This window comes from Undibacterium sp. Di27W, from assembly GCF_049340345.1.
GTDB lineage: Bacteria > Pseudomonadota > Gammaproteobacteria > Burkholderiales > Burkholderiaceae_D > Undibacterium.
In genome coordinates this window covers 966788-988909 of the sequence record NZ_JBMPOS010000001.1, presented here as the reverse complement: position 1 = coordinate 988909, position 22122 = coordinate 966788, and the positions used below count along the sequence as shown (strand labels likewise).

Annotated in this window: 18 protein-coding genes; 11 read left to right on the top strand and 7 right to left on the bottom strand. The window is 49.0% G+C overall.

Annotated features, from left to right (window positions below; genetic code table 11):
* Position 1 precedes the first annotated feature (1 nt).
* The 3 genes from ACO0LF_RS04430 to ACO0LF_RS04420 all read left to right on the top strand — a co-directional run bounded on the left by ACO0LF_RS04430 (position 2) and on the right by ACO0LF_RS04420 (position 3288).
* Positions 2-937 (top strand): polysaccharide deacetylase family protein, encoded by a 936-nt coding sequence (locus tag ACO0LF_RS04430; protein WP_423012269.1) that lies wholly within the window; start codon positions 2-4, stop codon positions 935-937.
* 36 nt (positions 938-973) lie between these two features.
* Positions 974-1456 carry a peroxiredoxin gene (locus ACO0LF_RS04425; protein ID WP_423012267.1) on the top strand — a complete coding sequence of 161 codons (483 nt, stop codon included), beginning with the start codon at positions 974-976 and terminating at the stop codon, positions 1454-1456.
* A 116-nt stretch (positions 1457-1572) separates the two neighbouring features.
* A complete protein-coding gene (locus ACO0LF_RS04420; RefSeq protein ID WP_423012265.1) occupies positions 1573-3288 on the top strand; it encodes a PhoH family protein in 1716 nt (571 codons plus the stop codon).
* Between the two features lie 98 nt (positions 3289-3386).
* Here the strand turns inward: ACO0LF_RS04420 and ACO0LF_RS04415 are convergent, their stop codons facing one another.
* The 7 genes from ACO0LF_RS04415 to ACO0LF_RS04385 all read right to left on the bottom strand — a co-directional run bounded on the left by ACO0LF_RS04415 (position 3387) and on the right by ACO0LF_RS04385 (position 10851).
* Positions 3387-3584, bottom strand: a complete 198-nt coding sequence (locus ACO0LF_RS04415; RefSeq protein WP_423012263.1) for a hypothetical protein — start codon at positions 3582-3584, stop codon at positions 3387-3389.
* 355 nt (positions 3585-3939) lie between these two features.
* A complete protein-coding gene (locus ACO0LF_RS04410) occupies positions 3940-4743 on the bottom strand; it encodes an alpha/beta hydrolase (RefSeq protein ID WP_423012261.1) in 804 nt (267 codons plus the stop codon).
* Positions 4744-4784: 41 nt separating this feature from the next.
* Positions 4785-6671, bottom strand: a complete 1887-nt coding sequence (locus ACO0LF_RS04405; RefSeq protein ID WP_423012259.1) for an MFS transporter — start codon at positions 6669-6671, stop codon at positions 4785-4787.
* An 89-nt stretch (positions 6672-6760) separates the two neighbouring features.
* Positions 6761-7492 carry a polysaccharide deacetylase family protein gene (locus tag ACO0LF_RS04400; protein ID WP_423012257.1) on the bottom strand — a complete coding sequence of 244 codons (732 nt, stop codon included), beginning with the start codon at positions 7490-7492 and terminating at the stop codon, positions 6761-6763.
* Between the two features lie 2 nt (positions 7493-7494).
* Positions 7495-8883 (bottom strand): hypothetical protein, encoded by a 1389-nt coding sequence (locus ACO0LF_RS04395; RefSeq protein WP_423012255.1) that lies wholly within the window; start codon positions 8881-8883, stop codon positions 7495-7497.
* A gap of 8 nt (positions 8884-8891) precedes the next feature.
* Entirely contained in the window at positions 8892-9602 is a 711-nt protein-coding gene (lolD, locus tag ACO0LF_RS04390) for a lipoprotein-releasing ABC transporter ATP-binding protein LolD (RefSeq protein WP_423012253.1), read from the bottom strand.
* A complete protein-coding gene (locus ACO0LF_RS04385) occupies positions 9595-10851 on the bottom strand; it encodes a lipoprotein-releasing ABC transporter permease subunit (protein WP_423012251.1) in 1257 nt (418 codons plus the stop codon). Before ACO0LF_RS04385 ends, lolD begins: the two co-directional genes overlap by 8 nt.
* A gap of 139 nt (positions 10852-10990) precedes the next feature.
* Between ACO0LF_RS04385 and ACO0LF_RS04380 the strand changes: the two genes are divergently transcribed.
* From ACO0LF_RS04380 to ACO0LF_RS04345, 8 genes are all read left to right on the top strand, one after another.
* The gene (locus ACO0LF_RS04380; RefSeq protein ID WP_423012249.1) at positions 10991-11911 is read left to right on the top strand and encodes a hypothetical protein; all 921 of its coding nucleotides are present in this window, start codon (positions 10991-10993) and stop codon (positions 11909-11911) included.
* Positions 11908-13596: a single-stranded-DNA-specific exonuclease RecJ gene (gene recJ, locus ACO0LF_RS04375; protein WP_423012247.1), complete on the top strand. Its 1689-nt coding sequence runs from the start codon at positions 11908-11910 to the stop codon at positions 13594-13596. Before ACO0LF_RS04380 ends, recJ begins: the two co-directional genes overlap by 4 nt.
* 556 nt (positions 13597-14152) lie before the next feature.
* The gene (locus ACO0LF_RS04370; RefSeq protein ID WP_423012245.1) at positions 14153-15772 is read left to right on the top strand and encodes an ABC transporter substrate-binding protein; all 1620 of its coding nucleotides are present in this window, start codon (positions 14153-14155) and stop codon (positions 15770-15772) included.
* 117 nt (positions 15773-15889) lie between these two features.
* Positions 15890-16894, top strand: a complete 1005-nt coding sequence (locus ACO0LF_RS04365; protein WP_423012243.1) for an ABC transporter permease subunit — start codon at positions 15890-15892, stop codon at positions 16892-16894.
* A gap of 48 nt (positions 16895-16942) precedes the next feature.
* Positions 16943-17875, top strand: coding sequence for an ABC transporter permease subunit (locus ACO0LF_RS04360; RefSeq protein WP_423012241.1), 933 nt, complete (start codon positions 16943-16945; stop codon positions 17873-17875).
* Between the two features lie 13 nt (positions 17876-17888).
* Entirely contained in the window at positions 17889-18905 is a 1017-nt protein-coding gene (gene dppD, locus ACO0LF_RS04355; protein WP_423012239.1) for a dipeptide ABC transporter ATP-binding protein, read from the top strand.
* A complete protein-coding gene (locus tag ACO0LF_RS04350) occupies positions 18905-19891 on the top strand; it encodes a peptide ABC transporter ATP-binding protein (protein ID WP_423012459.1) in 987 nt (328 codons plus the stop codon). The genes dppD and ACO0LF_RS04350 overlap by 1 nt, the downstream gene beginning before the upstream one ends.
* Positions 19892-20050: 159 nt before the next feature.
* On the top strand, positions 20051-22114 hold the full coding sequence (locus ACO0LF_RS04345; RefSeq protein WP_423012237.1) for a M13 family metallopeptidase: 2064 nt from the start codon (positions 20051-20053) through the stop codon (positions 22112-22114).
* Positions 22115-22122: the final 8 nt, after the last annotated feature.

Genomic DNA, 22122 nt, shown 5'->3' with positions numbered 1-22122 from the left:
CATGCCTACCATCGTTCTCAAGATCGACGTCGATACCTATCGCGGCACTCAAGAAGGCGTACCTAACCTGGTACGCATTCTAAAGAAACACAATGCAGGCGCAACTTTCCTGTTTTCTTTGGGCAAGGACCACACGGGCTGGGCCTTGCGCAGGGCATTTCGCCCTGGTTTCTTCCAAAAAGTGTCGCGCACCTCAGTCCTGGAGCATTATGGTTTCAAGACCCTGATGTATGGCGTTTTCTTGCCAGCCCCGGATATCGGTAGCTGCACGACAGAAATGCAGGCTGTGCGTGATGCTGGCTTTGAGTGTGGCATCCACACCTGGGACCACGTAGTCTGGCAAGACAATGTACGAGTACGTGACCTGGACTGGACACGCAAACAAATGCAGCAAGCTCACCAGCGCTTCCAGCAGATTTTTGGTGCCACGCCAAAAACCCATGGTGCGGCTGGCTGGCAAATGAATGATCATGCTTTTGCCCAGCTTGACCAGTTTGGCATGCAATACGCCTCTGACGGGCGCGCCATGCTCAATGAAGATGGCAGTCTCACCAATGCAGACGCAGGCCCCTACCGCTTGCAAGTAGGCGGCAATGTCATGTCCTGCATACAGATGCCGACTACCCTGCCGACTCTCGATGAGTTGCTGGGGCGCGACATCGCTGGCAATGTCATTAGCGAGTCAAATATCGCTGCGAATATACTGAAACTGACGGCAATTCCAAAAGATCATGTATTTACCTTACATGCAGAGCTTGAAGGACAAAAACTCGCCCCCATATTCGAGGAATTGCTGACAGGCTGGCACAAGCAAGGTTATCGTTGTATTTCCATGGCGGACTACTATGCGTCCATCAAGAACAGTGACTTACCAACCCGTCCATTGTCATGGGCTAGCTTGCCAGGTCGTTCCGGAGAACTGGTCGCCCTGATCTAGTCAGTCAGCAACATTTCTCCACCCCTAACCAAGGAGATGAAAGTGGCTGAGACCCCTTCCGCACTACACTGCCAGGTACCAGAATTTTCCGCCGTCATGACTGGCGGCAAAGCGTTTCAATTAAGTGAGCACGTTGGTAAAAATATCATTATTTATTTTTACCCCAAAGACAACACGCCAGGCTGCACCACGGAAAGCATCGCCTTCCGTGACTTGCACCCACAATTCCAGCAAGTTAATTCTGTCGTTTTTGGTGTCAGCCGTGACAGCCTGCGCTCTCACGACGGATTTAAAAATAAATTAGACCTGCCTTTCGAACTGATTTCTGACCCGGATGAAACTTTGTGTTTGTTGTTCAATGTCATGAAAATGAAGAACATGTATGGCAAACAAGTGCGTGGCATAGAACGCAGCACATTTGTGATTGACGGCAATGGCAAATTAGTGAAAGAATGGCGTGGAGTCAAAGTAGCAGGACACGTAGACGAAGTACTCGAATTTGTGAGCGCCCAAACTTAATTGAACTCTCCAGAATTACTCTTGATAAAAGCCGTGAAAGACAGTGCCAGCAGCGATGTTGGTAAGTCCTTAGCGGCTTTTAACTTTTCAGCTCTCACTTTTTGATTGAGGTTTTCATGCCATTGCCAAAAATGCCGACCAAGCCAGCAGCACTGCTTTCACCCAAGGATTATCCGAAGGCAGAAAAAGGCAAACCAGCCAAAACAATAAAATCCGCAACGCCAGAGAAAATCAAAGCTATTGATGTAGCACCCGCACCACAAAGAAAGAAAGCCTTACCTGTACCGGCAGTGGTCAGTAAGCCAGTCGCAGAAAAAGCAGCGCCAGCTGTCATCGCCAAAGCATTGCCCGTTGTCGCAGCAAGCAAGGCCAAGACCCATGATAGCCGCGTCAAGTCTGGCACCAGCCGTGCTGCAGACAAATCTGGCACAACTAAATTGTTTGTACTCGATACCAATGTTCTGATGCATGACCCATCATCGCTATTCCGTTTTGAAGAGCATGATGTTTACTTGCCCATGATCACGCTGGAAGAACTGGATGATCATAAAAAAGGCATGTCTGAAGTAGCCCGCAATGCGCGCCAGGTATCGCGCTCGCTGGATGCATTGGTAGGCGACATCGATCATCACGATATAGAAAAAGGCATCTTGCTGTCCAAACTGGGCAACAAGGATGCCAAGGGCCATCTATACTTCCAGACCAAGCTGCAAAGCGCCGACCTGCCCGTTGGCCTGCCCAAAGGCAAGGCAGATAACCAGATTCTTGGCGTAGTACGTGCACTGGAAACAGAAATGCCAGGCCGCCCTGTGGTACTGGTGTCGAAAGACATCAATATGCGCATCAAGGCGCGCGCCATGGGCTTGCCAGCAGAAGATTACTTCAATGACCATGTGCTGGAAGATTCTGATCTGTTGTATTCAGGCATAGTGCAATTGCCTGATGACTTCTGGAACAAGCACGGTAAGGGTATAGAAACCTGGCAAGAAAACCGCAATGGTTTGAGCACAACTTTCTACCGCATTACCGGACCAGTCATCCCTTCTCTGCTGGTGAACCAGTTCGTCTATCTGGAACCCAAGAATGGTGAAGCATCTTTCTATGGTCAGGTAAGACAGATCAACGGCAAGACTGCAGTACTGCAAACCTTGCGCGACTATGGCCATATCAAGCATAGCGTGTGGGGTATCACCTCACGCAATCGCGAGCAGAACTTTGCATTGAATCTGTTGATGGACCCGGAATGCGATTTCGTTACCCTGCTGGGCCAGGCTGGTACCGGCAAAACCTTGCTGGCACTGGCTGCAGGGCTGGCGCAAGTGCTGGAAACCAAAACCTACAATGAGATCATCGTCACGCGCGTTACTGTGCCAGTCGGCGAAGACATAGGCTTCTTACCTGGTACTGAAGAAGAAAAAATGTCACCTTGGATGGGTGCATTTGACGACAACCTGGAAGTACTTAACAAGTCAGATAATGATGCCGGTGACTGGGGTCGTGCCGCGACTCAGGACTTGATACGCTCGAAGATCAAGATCAAATCTCTGAACTTCATGCGTGGCCGCACCTTCGTCAACAAATTCCTTATCATCGACGAAGCGCAGAACTTGACACCAAAACAGGTCAAGACTCTGGTGACACGCGCAGGTCCTGGCACCAAGATCATCTGCCTGGGTAATATTGCTCAGATCGATACACCTTACCTGACAGAGGGTTCCAGTGGTCTCACCTATGTTGTGGACAGATTCAAGGGTTGGGCACACAGTGGCCACGTGACACTGGCACGCGGTGAACGTTCACGCCTGGCAGATCACGCGAGCGAAATTTTGTAATTCACAAAGACCTCGCAAATGAAAATGGCACCCAGTTTGGGTGCCATTTTTTTGTTCAAGACCCGGATAACAGATACCTGAAATCCAGTAAAAATCTATTAAGATATAGGCAGTTCCCATGGATAAGGGACATGACCTGGCGGTGGTTCTTCACCTACGCTTGGATCATGGTTTTGTCCGCCATTACTATTATCCGCACCAGAAACCAGCAATATTTCCTGCTCAGTCAATACACGTGCAATCTTCATTCCTATAACACCAGCCTCAGCTTCATTTTTTTTAGCTTGGATATTCATTATCAAAATTTCCCATGATTGCGCAGATTTCATTTGCTTTGGTACATAGTCTGCGATCCCATGTACCAAAGAAGTGTGACATAGTAATGTGTCGTCATAAACTCTTGAAAAGTATTTTTCAAAATTGGTGACACAAGTGCATTTTAACTTTTATAAAAAATGTTAAATTGCGCATCAAGTATTAAAGCAATGACATCAAGTGTCAAGGAAATTAAATACAATATAAATTAATAGTTGCAAATTAGATTGCGTACTACGGTGTTACATGAAAAGTGTTTCTTCAGATTTTCATGGCGGATATGAAAAATGGCACCAACAGGTGCCATCTACTTTCTCCCACAATCCTGCCATCGCTTTATTTTTTGAATAATAAATGCAATACGTCCGTAATCGCTGGAGTAAATACGCCGCCATGATCAGTTTTATATGCTGGTAGCCGTATCAGGTTCAAACCTTGATAATTACGAGCTAGCATCTTTTGATAGGCAGCTTCTACATCACTATCAAAACCTGCACCGCCAGCGCTGGCATAAACAAAGGTCGTATCTGGCATTTTCCCTGCGGATGCAAGGAACATCGCGTTGTCCAACTGCGCATTTTCCACGGGATTTCTTAAAGGACCATCGACGGCAATAAAATTCCTGAACACACGCTTATCTGGCCTGTCCAGTGTTAATGCTGTTTGCACAAAATCAGCCCCAAATGAATGCCCAACCAGGGTTCGCTGTTTGGAATTGACACGATAGTCTACCTCGATAGAAGGAACAAGTTCATTACTGAGGAATTTATAAAAATCCGTGGCGCCAGGGAGCAAATAATCAAAGTCCCTTTTTCCTGCAGTCGCAACGCCGACCAGGATCACGCGAGTACCCTCGTCCATCAAGATTCTGCGCATCACTTCAAAAGGGCCACCACTCAATTCACCATCCAGGGTGAATATAACGGGTAGTGCATCACTGGTGCGCGCGTAATCGGCGGGAACATATACATTAATCGGATACAACACGCCTGTAGACTTCGATAAAAAAGTGCTGCTCTTTGTTAAGGCAACATCAGCAGGAATACCGACGGCATTGCTATTAGCACTTGTACCACCACTTCCGCCACCACATCCCACCACTAGCAAAGCTATCAATAGCCCACTTAAATATTTTTTCATTTTGTCCCTGATGTGAATGCTGCCTCAAAAAAATGCTTTCCTTACTTCCAATCCCCTCTTAAGAGACTGACCTGCTCTTGCAAAATTTGTGGCGTCACATCCTTGGCTTGCATAACCTCCCCCACCACCAATTCAAGTTTGGAAAATGGCCCACGGCGAAAAGCACGTTCAAATGAATTACTTTTGTCACGAGAAAAAAAGCTACCCCATAAACCACGCAAGGCCAGCGGATAAACTGGAACAGGGCTACGCTCCAGTATCTTCATGACTCCACCTTTAAATTCATTCAACTCCCCTGTTGCTGTCAGCTTACCCTCGGGGAAAATACAGACCAGCTCACCTTCATGCAAAGCCTGGGCAACGTCGATAAACGACTTTTCCATCAGCCACGGATCTTCTTTGGCAGGTGCGATAGGAATAGCTTTGGCAGTCCTGAATACCCAGGACAAGAAAGGTATTTTGAAAATCCTGTGATCCATCACAAAACGTACTGGCCTGGGGCTGGACGCCATGATGACGATGGCATCCATATAGCTGACATGATTGCAGACCAGGATAGCAGCCCCTTCATCCGGCAAACGTTGAGTATTGACACCCCTGACTTTATAGATCGTGTGTATCAATATCCAGGCGATAAAGCGCATCAAGAACTCGGGCACCAGGCTAAAGATGTAAATTGCCACGATTGCATTCAGTATGGCGGTCGCCATAAAGATTTGCGGTATTGTGAGACCTTTTTCCAGCATCGCCACGGCAGACAGTGAAGCAACCACCATGAACAAGGCGTTCAGGATATTCATGCCAGCTATTGTGCGTGACAAATGTTTTGGATCGCAACGTGTCTGTATCAAGGCAAACAGTGGAACAATATACAGGCCACCAAAAATACCTATCATTGTGATGTCAAACAAGATGTGCCAACTACCTGTTTGCTTAACAAACTCCATTGCACTAACGGTTGCGATATTGGTATAACTGATACTGGATAAATACAGATCAAAGCCAAATACAGACAAGCCTATGGCACCAAACGGGACCAGACCAATTTCCACCTTATGGCCCGATAATTTTTCACACAGCAGGGAACCAGCACCTATGCCAAAAGAAAAAATTGTCAGCAACAGCACGAAGACGCTGTGGTCACCATGCAGATAGTCTTTGGCATATAAAGGGAATTGTGCGAGGACGATGGCACCATAAAACCAGAACCAGGAATTGCCCAGTAAGGATAAGAATACCGGGCGATTTTGTTTGCTGAAGCTGATATTCCTGATCGTTTCTGTGACCGGGTTCCAGTTAATTTTCAATTCAGGAGCCGGGGCCGGTGAATCAGGAATGCGCAACGCCGTCAGATAACCCATGATGGCCACAACGATCGCACCACCAGCCACTAATTCAGTGCCCCATGGTTTGTGCACCACGAGCATGGCACCGAGTATTTCACCCAACAGAATGCCAACAAAGGTGCCCATTTCTATCAAGCCATTGCCGCCGACCAGCTCATCTGTCTTCAGGTGTTGTGGCAAATACGCATATTTGACTGGACCAAACAGAGTCGAATGTATGCCCATGCCGCAAACAGCAGCGATCAAGAGCCACAAATTGTGGGTTTGCCAACCAACTGCGGCGACCAACATGATGCCAATCTCTAGCAATTTAACCTTACGGGCCATCCTGCCTTTTTCAAATTTGTCGGCCAATTGCCCCGAAGTCGCAGAAAAAAGCACAAAAGGTAAAATAAATAAGCCGGGAATCAGGTTATTCAACAAGCCAACTTTCATATCAGTCCAGGACAATGCGTCATACGTCAGTATGGTGAGTAAGGCTGTCTTGAAGACATTGTCGTTGAAGGCGCCCAAGAATTGCGTCCAGAAGAAAGGAGCAAAGCGACGCTGGGACAGCAGGGTAAACTGGCTATGTTGGCTCATGGATGATATCTGCTACCTGAAAATTAAGATTAAAACCGCAAGAATTGTAACTTACTCAAGTCTGAATTGAGTGAAAAGCATTTTTTAGCTCAGGAAAGAAAAAAATCTATTGCCCTGTGTACAGGTAGCAGTTGACACCCCTCTTGTGTCGCTGCCTGCAATGCTGTTTCCAGCAACGCTGGCGTGGCGCCCCAGGGGCCTGGCGTTTCGCTGACTTCGTGCGTATATAAAATCAACCAGCCCCCTTCTGTAGCAGTATGTTTGATCAATGCACCCAGCGCATCAATATTGCTGCTGGCAGAATACAGGGATTGCGCACGCAAGGCAGACAAATCAGCCCGCCCTGTCTGCGTGCCGCCACCAGTAATGCGGCTATATGAAAATCGTTTGGATGCCGCCAGTTTACTGCCCAGGGCATAAGCACCGAAAGGAAAGGCAAAACCGTGGTGAGTAATGCCGTGCTGCCTGAAGAAAGCCAGATTACGTTCCCAGTCCTCCAGCAAAAAGCCCGAAGATGCATTGGCGCAATTGGTATGTGAATAAGTGTGGCAGCCAATTTCATGCCCGTTTTCCAACAGCCGCTGTAAATCGACTACGCTATGACATGCTTGATTTTGTTCGACACCATCCGTGAGACCACCGCATACATAGAAAGTACCGCGCGCCTGGTATAACTCCAGCAGCATTGCTCCCTGATGACAGGCGCTGGCAGGCACGTCATCAAAACTGAAACTGACCACCCCCCTGCCTTTATTCAAGGGCAACCAGCGATTAGCCAGATGACGGGCGGCGAAACGGCTCAGTCTTTGTTGGAATCCCATGATCAGCGCAGGCTATCAGAAGCGCTCAAGGAATGTTGATAGCGTTTCAAACCCATACGCGAATTACTCCCTGGTAAATTTTCATAGGTATATTCCAGTCCCAGCTTGACGACGGATTGCTTCAAATTCACACCATCAGATTCGCGCTGTACTTTTTCATAAAAACTATCGAGTACCAGGCGAAAACCCCGCTCGAACTCATAAGCGCCACCTAAGCCTATGCGCATCAGCCTTTCTTTGCGCGAGGTGCCCGGTGCACCATCAGTCACGCTCGCCAAACGGGGCACAAGTACGTTATCGCTATTTTGCAGCAAAGTGGAAAAATTCATTTGCGATTTTTCTGAGTACTTCCACTGCGCATCAAAGCGCATGGCCTTACTCAGGACGTAAACTACCGTGCGGTCTACGATGGTAAATGGCCGGTCCCACAACTGTAAATCCAGGCGCAATTTTGGAGAATAGTGATAAGTACCGCGCCATAAGATGTTTGAGAGGTTCGTATTGCGCTCAGTAAGTACATCATATTGGCGCTTGATGATACCAAGATGCGCACTGGTGACAGACTTGCTGCTATAGCGCCATTCTGCATCAAGAAAAACTTCCGACTCTTTATAGGCTTTATCGAGGTCAGCAATATCCTGGGCATTCCGGTCAGGAAAACTGGTTTCTGATAAACGGCTACCGATTTCAACACCGGAGCCTGTAGGCGAGTAATAGCGCCCACTCAATTGCCTGCCACGTTCATCAAAGTTATATAACTGATTCAGTGGCAAATCATAATTCAAGCCTGCACGGTCAACTTTGACGTTCAGCGACCACTCATCTGTCAGTTTAAAATTCAGGTCGGCAGCAGCACGTTTTTGATGCGAAACATCTTTTTCCGTCAAGCTGCCGTTAATGTATTGGAATAACCTGTCTTCCTTGCCTACGGACACATGCCCATTGACGATTTGCCCGGCGGCCCACTCCAGGGTTGCGTCGGCTGCGGTCAAATGATGGTCAAGGTCTTTATAGTTTTTATAGTGCCGGTTACCCAGGGAACCAGTCAATATCAGGCGCGTACGCTCAGACAAAATGGGAATAATGGCCCCGGCCCGCAGATCAGTACCGGTCACGCTATCGCGATTGCGGAACTGTTGAGTGGGTGATGCTTCAGTTTGATCCGGCTGATCTGCTTTTGAAGTTTGCTCGTAAAAGCGAAAAGGGTTGCTGTCACTGGTCAGCGAAGTTTCCAGTTGCAGGACCAACTCAACAGTATCAGCGGCTCTGGCTGTACCCCCCAGGAGAGATAACAAGCCAAGCACTAACCAGCCACCAGGTTTGGTAGGAAAATGAGCTAGGGGAAACGTGCTGTGCCGTCTCCTGATATTCATTTTGCTGGTCTTTTGCATGCCATTTCTTACTGTTGTTGCAAACCTTGATCAGTTAAACGGAAAACGCGGTCACAGCGACCGGCCAATTCTGCATCATGAGTGACAATAACAAATGCTGTACCAAGCGTGCGCGACAATTCCAGCATCAGGGCAAATACCTGTTGCGCAGTACTGCCATCCAGATTACCGGTAGGTTCATCTGCCAATACGCAAGCAGGCTGGGTCACCAGGGCACGCGCCAAAGCTACTCGCTGCCGCTCCCCCCCAGATAATTCGCCAGGCACATGCTTGAGTCTATGCCCCAAACCCACTTTTTCCAATATGGCTTGCGCAATTTTTTGAGCTTCAGTCCGTGCCATGCGACGAATGATGAGGGGCATGGCGACATTATCCAGTGCTGAAAATTCAGGCAAAAGATGGTGAAACTGGTACACAAAACCCAGGGCATGGTTACGCAAAGTACCGCGCGCGGTCTCATTCAAGCTGGCAAAATCCTTGCCCTGCAGGGTCACCGTTCCTTTACTCGGTGTATCCAGGCCACCCAGCAAATGCAGCAAAGTAGACTTGCCGCAACCAGAAGCACCGATGATAGCCACCCTCTCGCCACGGAATATGCTGAGGTTGATTTCTTTCAGAACATTGACCGAGTCCTGTCCCTGAGAAAATGTCTTAGCCAAATTACTGCAGGATAAAACCGCAGCTTTATTCTCTTCTTTGTTCAATACTTGATCATTCATAACGCAATGCCTCCGCAGGTTTCACGCGTGAAGCACGCCAACTAGGGTAAATGGTGGCCGCCATGGCCAGGACCAAAGCAACACCGCCTATGGTCAGCACATCAAACAATTGCACATCGGATGGCAATTTGCTGATGACATATACTTCTTTGGATAGTAGCTGAATACCCAGTAAATTTTCTATAAAAGGCACGAGCACATCAATATTGAGGGAAATTAATAGCCCCAGGCCTACGCCCAAGAGCGTCCCCAGGCAACCAACTATCGTTCCCTGTATGACGAATATTTTCATGATGGACGAGGGTGCTGCCCCCAGAGTACGCAAAATGGCAATATCCGCCTGCTTGTCAGTCACGGTCATGACCAACGTGGAAACCAGATTGAAGGCCGCCACTGCGATAATCAGTGTCAGGATGATGAACATCATGGTTTTTTCTGCTTTTACAGCAGCAAAATACACTTTATTTTGTTGCGACCAGTCGCGGATTAGCAGGTCACCCGACAAGGTGCGCGACAACTCTTGCGCAATTTGAGGTGCCTTGAGCATTTCCTTGATACGCAAACGCAGACCGGACGGAGAATTCAGGCGGAAAAATTTTTGCGCATCTTCTATATGCATGAAAGCCATGCCTGAGTCATATTCATAATGACCAGCTTCAAATATGCCGACTACGGTAAACGCTTTCAGTCTTGGTACCATCCCGGCTGGCGTCATTTGCCCTTCAGGCGCGGCCAGCGTAATTTTTTCCCCTACCCGCACACGCAAACTGTTTGCCAGTGCTGAACCAAGGATGATATTAAATTCGCCTGCGCGCAAGTCTGCCCATTTACCATCCTTGATCTTGCTGGCCACATCCGACACCTTGGGCTCTTCTTCTGGCAAGATACCGCGCAGGATAACGCCGCGCATGACATCTTCGCGTATGATCATGGCCTGTCCATCTACATAAGGGGCAGTGCCCTTGACGGCTGGATTTTTTTGCACTTCCAGTGCTGTAGCGCGCCAGTCAGGCAAAGCACCACTGGCATCGAACACTTCCACATGGGCCAGCACGGACAACATGCGGTCCCGCACTTCTTTCTGGAAACCGTTCATGACTGAAATAACAACAATCATGGCTGCTACACCCAAGCCTATGCCCGCCATGGAGATCAGCGAGATAAAGGAAATAAAACCATTACGGCCACTACGCCGACCCGCCCGCGTATAACGCAGGCCAACCAGCCATTCAAAAGAGAGATTTTTCACTGCATTTACACTTCAAGTAATAAGGCAGCCAGCAGTTTGCCATACGTTTGCCATACAATACAGCACTATGAGCCATTTAGAATTGATAATCCCGTTTGGGATTCCCCCAGCAAGCCTAGCCAAAGACCTGTTAAAAGAAATGCGTACCCCTGGTTTGGCCAGGCTGATCGCTTGCGCAGGCAAAGCCAGCCTGCAAACCATAGACGATTTCTCGCGTGCACTAAGCTATGAATACTGGCTTGCGGACCAGTTCCCCCCTGCAGACAATGCGAATAGCCCGGAAATTGCCTGGAACCGCATGCAAAGCCTGGGTTTGACACCTGAAGCTGGTCATTGGTTCATCTTGCAACCCGTACATATTCACATTGCCCGCGACCATCTGGTGCTGACCGATCAGCGACGCCTGGACATTAGCCTGGCCGAATCCCGTGCCTTGTTTGAGTTGGCAAAGGCAAGCTGCGAAGAAATGGGTTTTCAGCTCTTATTTGGTGATGCGCAGACCTGGTTTCTACGTGCTGATGCATGGGCTGGCTTGCAAACAGCAACCGTAGACGCCGCCAGCGGCCACAATATTGACATCTGGATGCCCAAAGGCGAATTTGAACGCCCCTGGCGCAAACTGCAAAATGAAATTCAAATGCAGTGGTTCACTCACGATCTCAATACACAGCGTGAAATGCGCGGCGCCAAAGTCATTAACTCTGTCTGGATATCTGGCGGGGCGCAAGCTGTCAACCCCAAGCTTAAGCAATATACTACACAGACTTACCAGCAACACCATATGCATTCAAATGCCGGGGCCAAGCTCCAGACCGTCTTATTGGACAAGCTATGCGAGCCAGCGATCAGCAATGACTGGGCATTATGGCTGGACGGTATGCAAGAGCTGGAAACAAACTGGTTCTCGCCTTTGGTGGCCGGCTTGAAAGGCAAACAGCCGGACAGCCTTAAGCTGATATTCAGTAATGCGCACAGCTTGGCCAGCTTTGATCTGACACCCTGGTCGCTGCGAAAATTCTGGGTCAAACCCTCATTACATCATTTATTTACGATTTCATGACACGCATTACTGTACGTCCCTGCCCTTTCCGTGAATCTGAAATGCTGCGTCAGAATGGCCTGCATCCCGTCCTGGCACGTCTGTATGCATCGCGAGGAGCAACGGACGAAAAAGAACTCAGCACTGAACTCAATGCCATGTTACCGCCAGCTGGGCTGTTACATATAGGGCAGGCAGCACAATTCCTGGCTGATGCCATAGCGCAGAAGAAGAAACTGGTCATCGTTGCCGATTATGACTGTGATGGCGCTACGGCCTGCGCAGTAGGTTTGCGCGGCTTGCGCATGCTGGGTGCGAATGTCGACTACATCGTCCCGAATCGTTTTGAATATGGCTATGGCCTGACGCCAGAAATCGTCGCGCTGACGCAAAAAGAGAAGTCGCCGGACGTCATCGTCACTGTCGACAATGGTATCGCCAGTGTCGATGGTGTGGCAGCGGCCAATGCTCAGGGTATAGCCGTCGTCGTCACCGATCACCATTTACCGGGCGATCATTTGCCAGACGCAGCCGTCATCGTCAACCCCAACCAGCCTGAATGCGGCTTTCCCAGCAAGAATCTGGCTGGCGTTGGTGTCATGTTTTATGTATTACTGGCGTTGCGGGCAGAATTGCGTCAGCGTGGCGTATTTGATCAGCAAAACCAGCCCAAGCTGGATACTTTACTGGATTTAGTCGCACTAGGCACAGTCGCCGACGTCGTGAAACTGGATGCCAATAACCGTATTCTGGTGGCACAAGGCTTGAAGCGCATGCGTGCTGGCCGTATGTGTGCCGGGATCGCAGCTTTATTTCGCATCGCTGGCCGCGAACCAGGCAATGCCAGTCCCTTTGACCTGGGCTTTGCCTTGGGCCCCAGGTTGAATGCTGCTGGCCGCCTGGCAGATATGGCGCTAGGCATAGAGTGCCTGACGACGGATGACGAAGGCCGTGCCTGGCAAATTGCCCAGGAATTGAACAGCATCAATGCTGACCGCAAAGATATAGAGCGCGAAATGCAGGATGTTGCACTGCTCCATCTTGATGATTTCCAGCCACAGGACAGCAATACCATCACCGTATTCGATGAAAGCTGGCATCAGGGTGTCATCGGTATCGTTGCATCCCGCCTCAAGGATAAATTCTACCGGCCAACAATTACCTTTGCCCCTGGCGGCGAAGGCTTGATCAAAGGGTCGGGGCGCTCCATCCCCGGGTTTCATCTGCGGGATGCGCTGGATCTGGTGTCCAAACATGCTCCCAGCCTGATACAAAAATTTGGCGGGCATGCGATGGCAGCCGGCCTGACTTTACGCACAGAAGATTTTTCTGCATTTCAGCAGGCTTTTGAAGCGGTAGGTAAAAACTGGTTGCAGGCACACCAGCTTGAACGCGTCGTGGAAACCGATGGCCCCCTGGAAGATGCGTATTACACGACAGATTTCATACGACTACTTGATACCCAGGTCTGGGGACAGGGCTTCCCTCCCCCCATATTTTGCGATGACTTCAAACTGATCTCGCAAAGAATATTAAAAGAGCGCCACCTAAAACTCGTGCTGGAAAAAAATAAGCTACGCTATGATGCGATATGGTTTGGTCATACCGATACTTTACCCGAGCATGTGCATGTCGCTTTCAGGCTCGATGCCAATGAGTACAATGGCGTGACCAGAGTGCAGCTCCTGGTGGAGCATATAGAATAAATTATTCGAACCAGCACTCTCGAACTATACCAATAAAAAATTCTTCACGTGGCAGGCCAGCAAACACATATTACGCTCGAACAGGTTTGCTGCCTCCACTACATTTTCTATTGGTATTTCCAAATATGATGACCAACTAGCACGAGAACATGTCTGTTCTCAGTTTCGACATCAGGATAATTCTGACTGAGCAGTCTCAATTCATCACCGCCGCCCTGGCTTAGAAATGTATGGATTTCGATTATTGCTTATGCGCAGATCGCATATGGCATTTGGATATCATTGCCTATTTTTTCTTCCATAACTCTGCACCGCAATAGTCATGCATGGGAATTCATCATATTTGCAACACAGGGCAAATCTTCTATGCAGGAGGATTTACCCAATAGCAGTATTTATGTTTGTCAGTTCTATTTTCAAAATTTTCTTCGGGCTTGTAACAAAATAATACAAAACCTATCGAATTACTGCACAATATAAAAGTCTATGCAAGTCGGCCATGACACAATCGACTTGTTGCTTTTTTACTGGCACTTATTCACTGTGGAGAGTCTGGATGAAAAAAGGTAATTGGCTGTTGAAGACTGGCGCTTTGGCTGTATTGGGCACCTTTGTTAGTTTGCATACTGGCAGTGCGATGGCGGCAAAGACTTTGGTATTTTGCTCGGAAGGTAGCCCGGAAGGTTTCAATCCGCAGTTTTTTACGACTGGCACCACCGCTGATGCTGGTTCGGTACCGATGTATAACCGCCTGGTGGAAATGGAAACCGGCACCACCAATATCACCCCCGCCCTGGCAGAATCCTGGGATATTTCTGCAGATGGCCTGACCTATACCTTCAAGTTGCGCAAGGGTGTCAAGTTTCATAGCAATGCCAAATTCAAACCCAGCCGCGACCTGAATGCTGACGATATCCTGTTCAGCTACTATCGCATGGCAGATGAAAACCATCCCTTCAATAAAAATACGCCAGGCCAGACATATGCCTATTTCCAGGATCTGGGCATAGCCAAGATCGTTGACAAGCTGGAGAAAGTCGATGATTTGACTGTGCGCTTCAAACTAAAGCGCCAGGAAGCCCCCTTTCTTGCAACGCTGACGATGGACTTCATGTCTGTTCATTCTGCTGAGTATGCGCAGAAAATGAAGGCAGCAGGGACACCAGAGCTAATCGACAAGGAAATCATAGGCACAGGCGCTTTCCAGTTTGTATCCTACCAAAAAGACGCCATCATCCGCTACAAGGCGCACGATGGCTATTGGGATGGTCGCCCAAAAATCGACAATCTGATCTATGCGATTACCCCGGACGCATCTGTGCGCTACGCCAAGCTCAAGGCAGGTGAATGCCATGTCATGTCCCTGCCCAAACCGGCAGATGTAGAATTGATGAAGAGCGATGCCAATATCAAACTATTGTCTCAACAGGGTTTGAATATTGGTTATGTCGGTTTCAATGTAGAGAAAAAACCTTTTGATAACAAGCTGGTACGTCAGGCTTTGAATCTTGCTGTTGATCGCGCATCGATACTCAAATCCGTGTATGCGGGCACAGGGCAAATCGCCAAGAATGTCATACCACCCACCATGTGGTCGTATAACGACAAGATCAAGGAATATCCTTACGATGTCGCCCAGGCCAAAGAATTACTGGCCAAGGCAGGCTATGCCAATGGGTTTGAAATGGAACTTTGGTATTTGCCAGTGTCGCGCCCTTACAATCCTGATGGCAAGCGCATGGCTGAACTGATACAGGCCGACTGGGCAAAAATCGGTGTCAAGACCAAGCTGACGACCTATGAATGGACAGAGTATAAGAAACGCAGTAAAACGGGGGAGCATCATTCCATGATGTTTGGCTGGTCTGGTGATAATGGCGATCCAGATAATTTCTTTGAACCAATTTTGGGCTGTGAAGCTGTCAAAGGTGGCGGCAATATCCCAAGGTGGTGCAACAAGGATTATGAAGAGTTGATACAAAAAGCCAAATCGACACCCAAACAAGCCGAAAGAACCAAACTTTACGAAAAAGCCCAGGAAATAGTTCGCGAAGAAGCCCCCTTACTGCTGCTGGCACACTCTTTGCGTTACACACCTGTACGTAAGAATGTGATTGGTTTCAAAATGGACTCCACTGCACATCATTACTTTAAAAAAGTAGATTTGGATAAATAAGCAATATACAAATGTGGCGCCAATTTTGCTCTATGCAAATTGGTGCCATGATTTTATTTGCCTCGCTGCTTCCAATAAACTGAAAAGTCAATTGCACCGCTTTCCAAAGGTTTTTAGATGCTGGGTTTTATTTTTCGACGCCTGGGGGTAGTCATCCCTACCTTCCTCGGTATTACGCTACTCGTCTTCTCATTAATACATCTGATACCTGGCAATGTCGTAGAAGCCATGACGGGCGAGCGTGGCATGGACGCCGAGCGCTATGCCAGTCTCATGCATTTGTATGGACTGGATCAGCCTCTATATCAACAGTATTTTTCTTATCTGGGCAAAGTCCTCCAGGGCGACCTGGGGCGTTCCATCATCACGCAAGAACTTGTCAGCAAAGAATTTTTCACCTTATTCCCGGCGACACTGGAATTATCACTATGCGCGATTATTTTCGCCGTTGCGCTTGGCTTGCCAGCAGGCATCTTGGCGGCCTTGAAGCGCAATACTTTTCTTGACTACTCCGTTATGGGTGCATCCCTGACTGGCTATTCCATGCCCATCTTTTGGTGGGCACTCTTGCTTATCCTGATGTTTTCGGTGACCCTGGGCTGGACACCTGTATCTGGCCGCATTGATATCGTGTTTGATTTGCCGCCCGTGACAGGATTGATGCTGGTTGACAGCTTGCTATCAGGTGAAGAAGGTGCTTTCAAATCCGCAGTCATGCATCTGATCCTGCCTGCGATAGCCTTAGGCACGATACCCTTGGCTGTAATTGCCCGCATGACCCGCTCTGCCATGCTGGAAGTGCTCAAAGAAGATTATGTTCGTACTGCACGCGCCAAAGGCATGTCATGGATGCGGGTAGTCTGGGTGCATGCCTTGCGCAACGCGCTGATACCTGTCATCACCGTGATTGGTATGCAAGTAGGTACGCTACTGGCTGGAGCCATCCTGACTGAAACCATCTTTTCCTGGCCGGGTATAGGTAAGTGGCTCATCGAAGCGATACAAAGGCGTGATTACCCGACCGTTCAAGGTGGGATATTACTGATCGCCACCATCGTCATTACCGTCAACCTGATTGTTGATGTGCTGTATGGCGTGATTAATCCGCGCATACGCCATTGATGCCATGCTCAATACTCGTCATCATACAAAAGACTTCATCGCAGAATTATGAGTAATACTAATTTACCGGCTGCAGCAGGCATTGTCACCAACTTGTCACCACCTCATCCCTTGATTGAGTTCTGGCACTACTTCAAGCAAAACCGCGGTGCCGTCATCGGCCTGGTGCTGGTTAGCATACTGAGTTTGTGTGCCCTGTTTGCTGAATGGATAGCGCCACACTCAGCCATAGAACAATTCCGAGAATCCACGTTGACACCTCCCGCATGGACGGCAACTGGCAGCAGCAAATTTATACTCGGCACCGATCCGGTTGGTCGCGACATTTTATCCCGTCTCATTCATGGCTCACGTTTGTCATTGTTCATAGGCCTGGTCTCCGTCACCCTGTCCATGGGTGTGGGTGTGACCCTGGGTTTGATTGCCGGTTTTTCCCGCAGCTGGGCCGGCCGTTTTGCGCGCATGCTGGAAACCATTATCGTGCGCTTTATGGATATCCTGCAAGCCTTACCCAGCCTGCTGCTGGCAATCGCCGTCGTGGCCATACTCGGCCCCGGCCTGATGAATGCCATGTATGCCATTGCCATTGTCCTCATGCCTTCATATGCCAGGTTAACGCGTGCAGCAGTCAGCGGTGAGCTGAACAAAGACTACGTGAATGCTTCACGCATAGCTGGCGCTGGCAATTTACGCCTGATGTTCAATTGTGTTTTGCCCAACTGCGCTGCCCCCATCATCGTCCAGGCTACTCTGGGGTTTTCCACAGCAATACTGGATGCTGCTGCCTTAGGCTTTTTGGGCCTGGGTGCGCAACCACCGACCCCTGAATGGGGCTCAATGCTCGCTAGCGCAATGGAATTCATACAAAGCGCCTGGTGGGTCGTTACCTTCCCCGGACTGGCCATCCTGATTTCCGTATTGGCCTTTAACCTCATGGGTGATGGCTTGCGCGATGCACTCGACCCCAAGTTAAAACGCTAAACAACACTTCCACATGAAACCATTATTGGATATTAAAAATTTAAGCGTTGAATTTGGCTCGGAAGCTCAGCCATTCAAGGCAGTTGACGGTCTTGATCTGCTCATAGAACAAGGTGAGGTGGTCGGCATCGTCGGCGAATCAGGTTCTGGCAAAAGTGTGACTTCGCTAGCCTTGATGGGCCTCATCGACTTCCCTGGGCGTGTGCGAGCAGATCAGATGGAATTCGATGGCCGTGACTTGCTGAAGATGAAGGATAAGGAAAGACGGCAATTGCTGGGCAAGGATATTGCCATGATCTTCCAGGATCCCATGACCAGTTTGAATCCCTGCTATACCGTGGCTTTTCAGTTGATGGAAACCCTGCGCCTTCATCAGGGTGGCAAGGAAAAAGACTTGCGCGCCAAGGCCCTGGCTTTATTGAAGCAAGTGGATATCCCGGACCCGGAAAGACGCATGAATGCCTACCCGCACCAGCTTTCAGGCGGCATGAGTCAGCGTGTCATGGTTGCTATCGCTATCGCCTGCAACCCACGTCTGCTGATTGCGGATGAACCTACTACGGCACTGGATGTGACTGTGCAAGCGCAAATGCTGGAACTATTGCTGCAATTGCAGCGCGAACGTGGCATGGCCCTGATGTTGATTACCCATGACCTGGCCGTAGTTGCCCAGACTGCCAAACGTGTAGTGGTGATGTATGCTGGCCAAGTACTGGAAACTGGCACCGTGCCAGAAATATTTGACACCCCCAGGCATCCTTATACCCAGGCTTTACTGGCAGCTTTGCCAGAACATAATATTGGCAAAGCGCGCCTGCAAACCATACCTGGCGTTGTACCTGGCCTGTATGACAGGCCAACAGGCTGCCTGCTCTCACCACGCTGCAGCTATGCGACCGAACGCTGTCAGACTGAAAGGCCACAATTGCAGGGACAACCCAATGCCCAGGTGCGCTGCCATTTCCCACTGGATGCACAAGGCGTGCCGGGTAATGAATGGCAAGCATCACAAATTAATCGGGCGGCATGATGCAAAATACCATTACTACTCCTGTCTTACTGGAAGCAAAAAACCTGGCCAAGCATTACGCTGTATCACAAGGCTTTTTCAAACCCAAAGCGCTGGCCAAAGCGCTGGACGGTGTCTCATTCCAGCTGACTGCAGGTAAAACCCTGGCCGTGGTTGGTGAGTCCGGCTGCGGTAAATCCACTCTCGCCCGCCAGATCACGATGATAGAAACGCCTAGCAGCGGCGAACTCTGGATGGGTGGTAAAAACATCGCACACGCAGATAAAATTACACTTAAACAAGTGCGGCCTTTGGTGCAAATGGTATTCCAGAATCCCTATGCCAGTCTGAATCCGCGTAAAAAAGTGGGGGCCATGCTGGAAGAACCACTGATCATCAACACTCGTCTGCTATCTGCAGAACGAGAAGAAAAAGCGCGTGCCATGATGGCAAAAGTAGGCTTGCGGCCTGAGCATTATGGACGTTACCCCCATATGTTTTCAGGCGGACAAAGGCAACGGATCGCCATCGCCCGCGCACTCATGTTAGACCCCGAAGTAATCGTCGCCGATGAACCAGTCTCTGCACTGGATGTATCAATACAAGCACAAGTCTTGAATTTATTAATGGATTTGCAACAACAGAACGGTGTTGCCTATCTGTTCATCTCGCATAATTTATCGGTGGTTGAGCATATAGCCGACGATGTTCTGGTCATGTATCTCGGAAAGACCGTAGAACATGCTGATAAACAAAGTATTTTCCAGCGTCCTCTGCATCCTTACACCAGGGCATTACTGGCATCAACCCCACGCATCAATCCGGCGCAGCGCCAGCAGAAAATGATGTTGGACGGTGAATTGCCCTCACCATTGGCACCACCGCCTGGCTGCGCCTTCAATAATCGCTGTCCACACACCATTGAAAGATGCCGTCAAGAAATACCAATATTGAGACCGTTTGATAACAGGCTCGTCGCCTGCCATAGAGTGGAAGAAATTAACTAAAACTTTTACTAAATCTGGCGAACTTCGTTAAACTCTCGCAGTCTTATTCAGACTCAGGGAGAGCTGCAAGTATCATATTTGTTTTTGCAGCAATATCCAGGGCAAGCTTGAGGCTTGCCTTATTTTTAACCCAACCTTCACTCTCAGGAGACCCCCCAAGTGAAAGCACAAGTACTTAGCGCCATAGCGCTGATGATTGCCGGTACAGTTGGCAGTCAACTCGCGACAGCCGCAGAACCAGCGAAACCAGTATCTGCAACATCCGTTTTGTTGTCCGGTATAGAGTCCAAACATAATGATGGCGCAGTCCGCGCCCAGGACGATTTTTTTCGCCATGTGAATGGTAGCTGGTTAAAAAATACAGAAATTCCTTCTGACAGATCGTCAGCCGGTGCCTTCATGGATTTGCGCGAAGCAGTTGTTCCGCGCCTGCATGGCATCATTGAAGGCTTGGCCAAAGCGAAAAACAAGCCTGGTACAGATGCGCAAAAAATTGCAGATATGTATGCCAGCTATATGGATACAGCCCATATAGACTCACTGGGTTTAAAACCTTTGCAAAATGAATTTGCCAAAGTGGATAGCTTATCTGACAAAAAACAAATCCCGGGCTTGATAGCATGGTTGAACCGCGCCAGCATAGGCGCACCTTATGAGTTCCAGATCCACCAGGATAATAAGGATTCCACCAAATACGTTCTGGATCTTGGCCAATCCGGCCTCGGCTTGCCTGATCGTGATTATTATCTCAATAGCGATGACGCAAAATTAAAAGAATTCCGTACTAAATACCATGCGCACATAGAAAAAATGCTGAGCTTGGCGGGCGATAAGGATGCAGCTAAACATGCTGCAGACATCCTGGCCCTGGAAACAGAACTCGCCAAAGTGCAATGGACCAAGGTTGAGTTGCGTGATCCGGTCAAGGCCTATAACAAAATTGAAGTCAGCAAACTGGATGCGTTGACGCCAGGCTATGACTGGAACGCTTATCTGAGCGATCTGGGTGTCAAGGGCAAGATTGATTATGTCATCGTCAGCCAGCCTAGCTACCTGACAGGTTTGAACAAAATCCTGCAAGAAACCTCGTTGGACAATCTGAAGACTTATTTCAAATGGCATATCCTGCGCTCTGCTGCTGGTCAATTGCCGACCCAGTTCAGCGACGAGAGTTTTGCCTTTAACTCCACCACTTTACGTGGCATCCCTGTCCAGGAACCACGCTGGAAACGCGGCGTACGCCTGGCTGACTCTGCACTTGGTGAAAGTCTGGGCAAAATGTATGTAGCCAAGCATTTCCCGGCTGAGAGCAAGGCCAAAATGGAAAAACTGGTAGGTAATTTGCTGCTGGCCTACAAGCAAAGCATAGATACCCTGGACTGGATGAGCCCGGAAACCAAGAAAGAAGCCCAGGCCAAACTGTCAACCTTCATGCCCAAGATTGGCTACCCTAACAAATGGCGCGATTATTCTGGCCTGACGATTACCAAAGGTGATGCCATTGCCAATTTGCGCAATTCCCGCATCTTTGCAGCACAGTTTGAACTCGACAAATTGGGCAAGCCAGTAGACCGCGATGAATGGGGCATGACACCGCAAACCGTCAACGCTTACTACAATCCAGAGTTGAATGAGATAGTTTTCCCGGCAGCGATTTTGCAGCCACCATTCTTCAATGCCAAAGCTGATGATGCAGTCAACTATGGTGGCATTGGTGCGGTGATCGGCCATGAAATCAGCCATGGCTTTGATGACCAGGGTGCACAATATGATGGCCTGGGTAATTTACGCGACTGGTGGACCAAAGAAGATCATGCTAAATTCGCCGCTAAAACTGCTGTCCTGGTCAAACAATATAGTGCATTCAGCCCTATTCCTGGCTACAACGTCAATGGCGAATTGACACTGGGTGAAAACATTGCCGATAACTCAGGCCTGGCAATTGCGTACAAAGCGTATAAATTGTCCCTGGGTGGCAAGCCTGCGCCTGTAATTGGCGGCTTGACAGGTGACCAGCGTTTCTTCATGGGCTTTGCCCAGGTATGGCGCGGCAAAATGCGTGAAGCTTCTACCATAGTCCAATTGAAGACAGATCCACATTCGCCTGCAGAAATCCGTGCCAATGGCACTCTGCGCAATATGGCTGGCTTCTATGACGCTTACAAACTCAAAGAAGGTGACAAGATGTATTTGACACCGACAGAACGTGTAAGCATCTGGTAATTCTACTA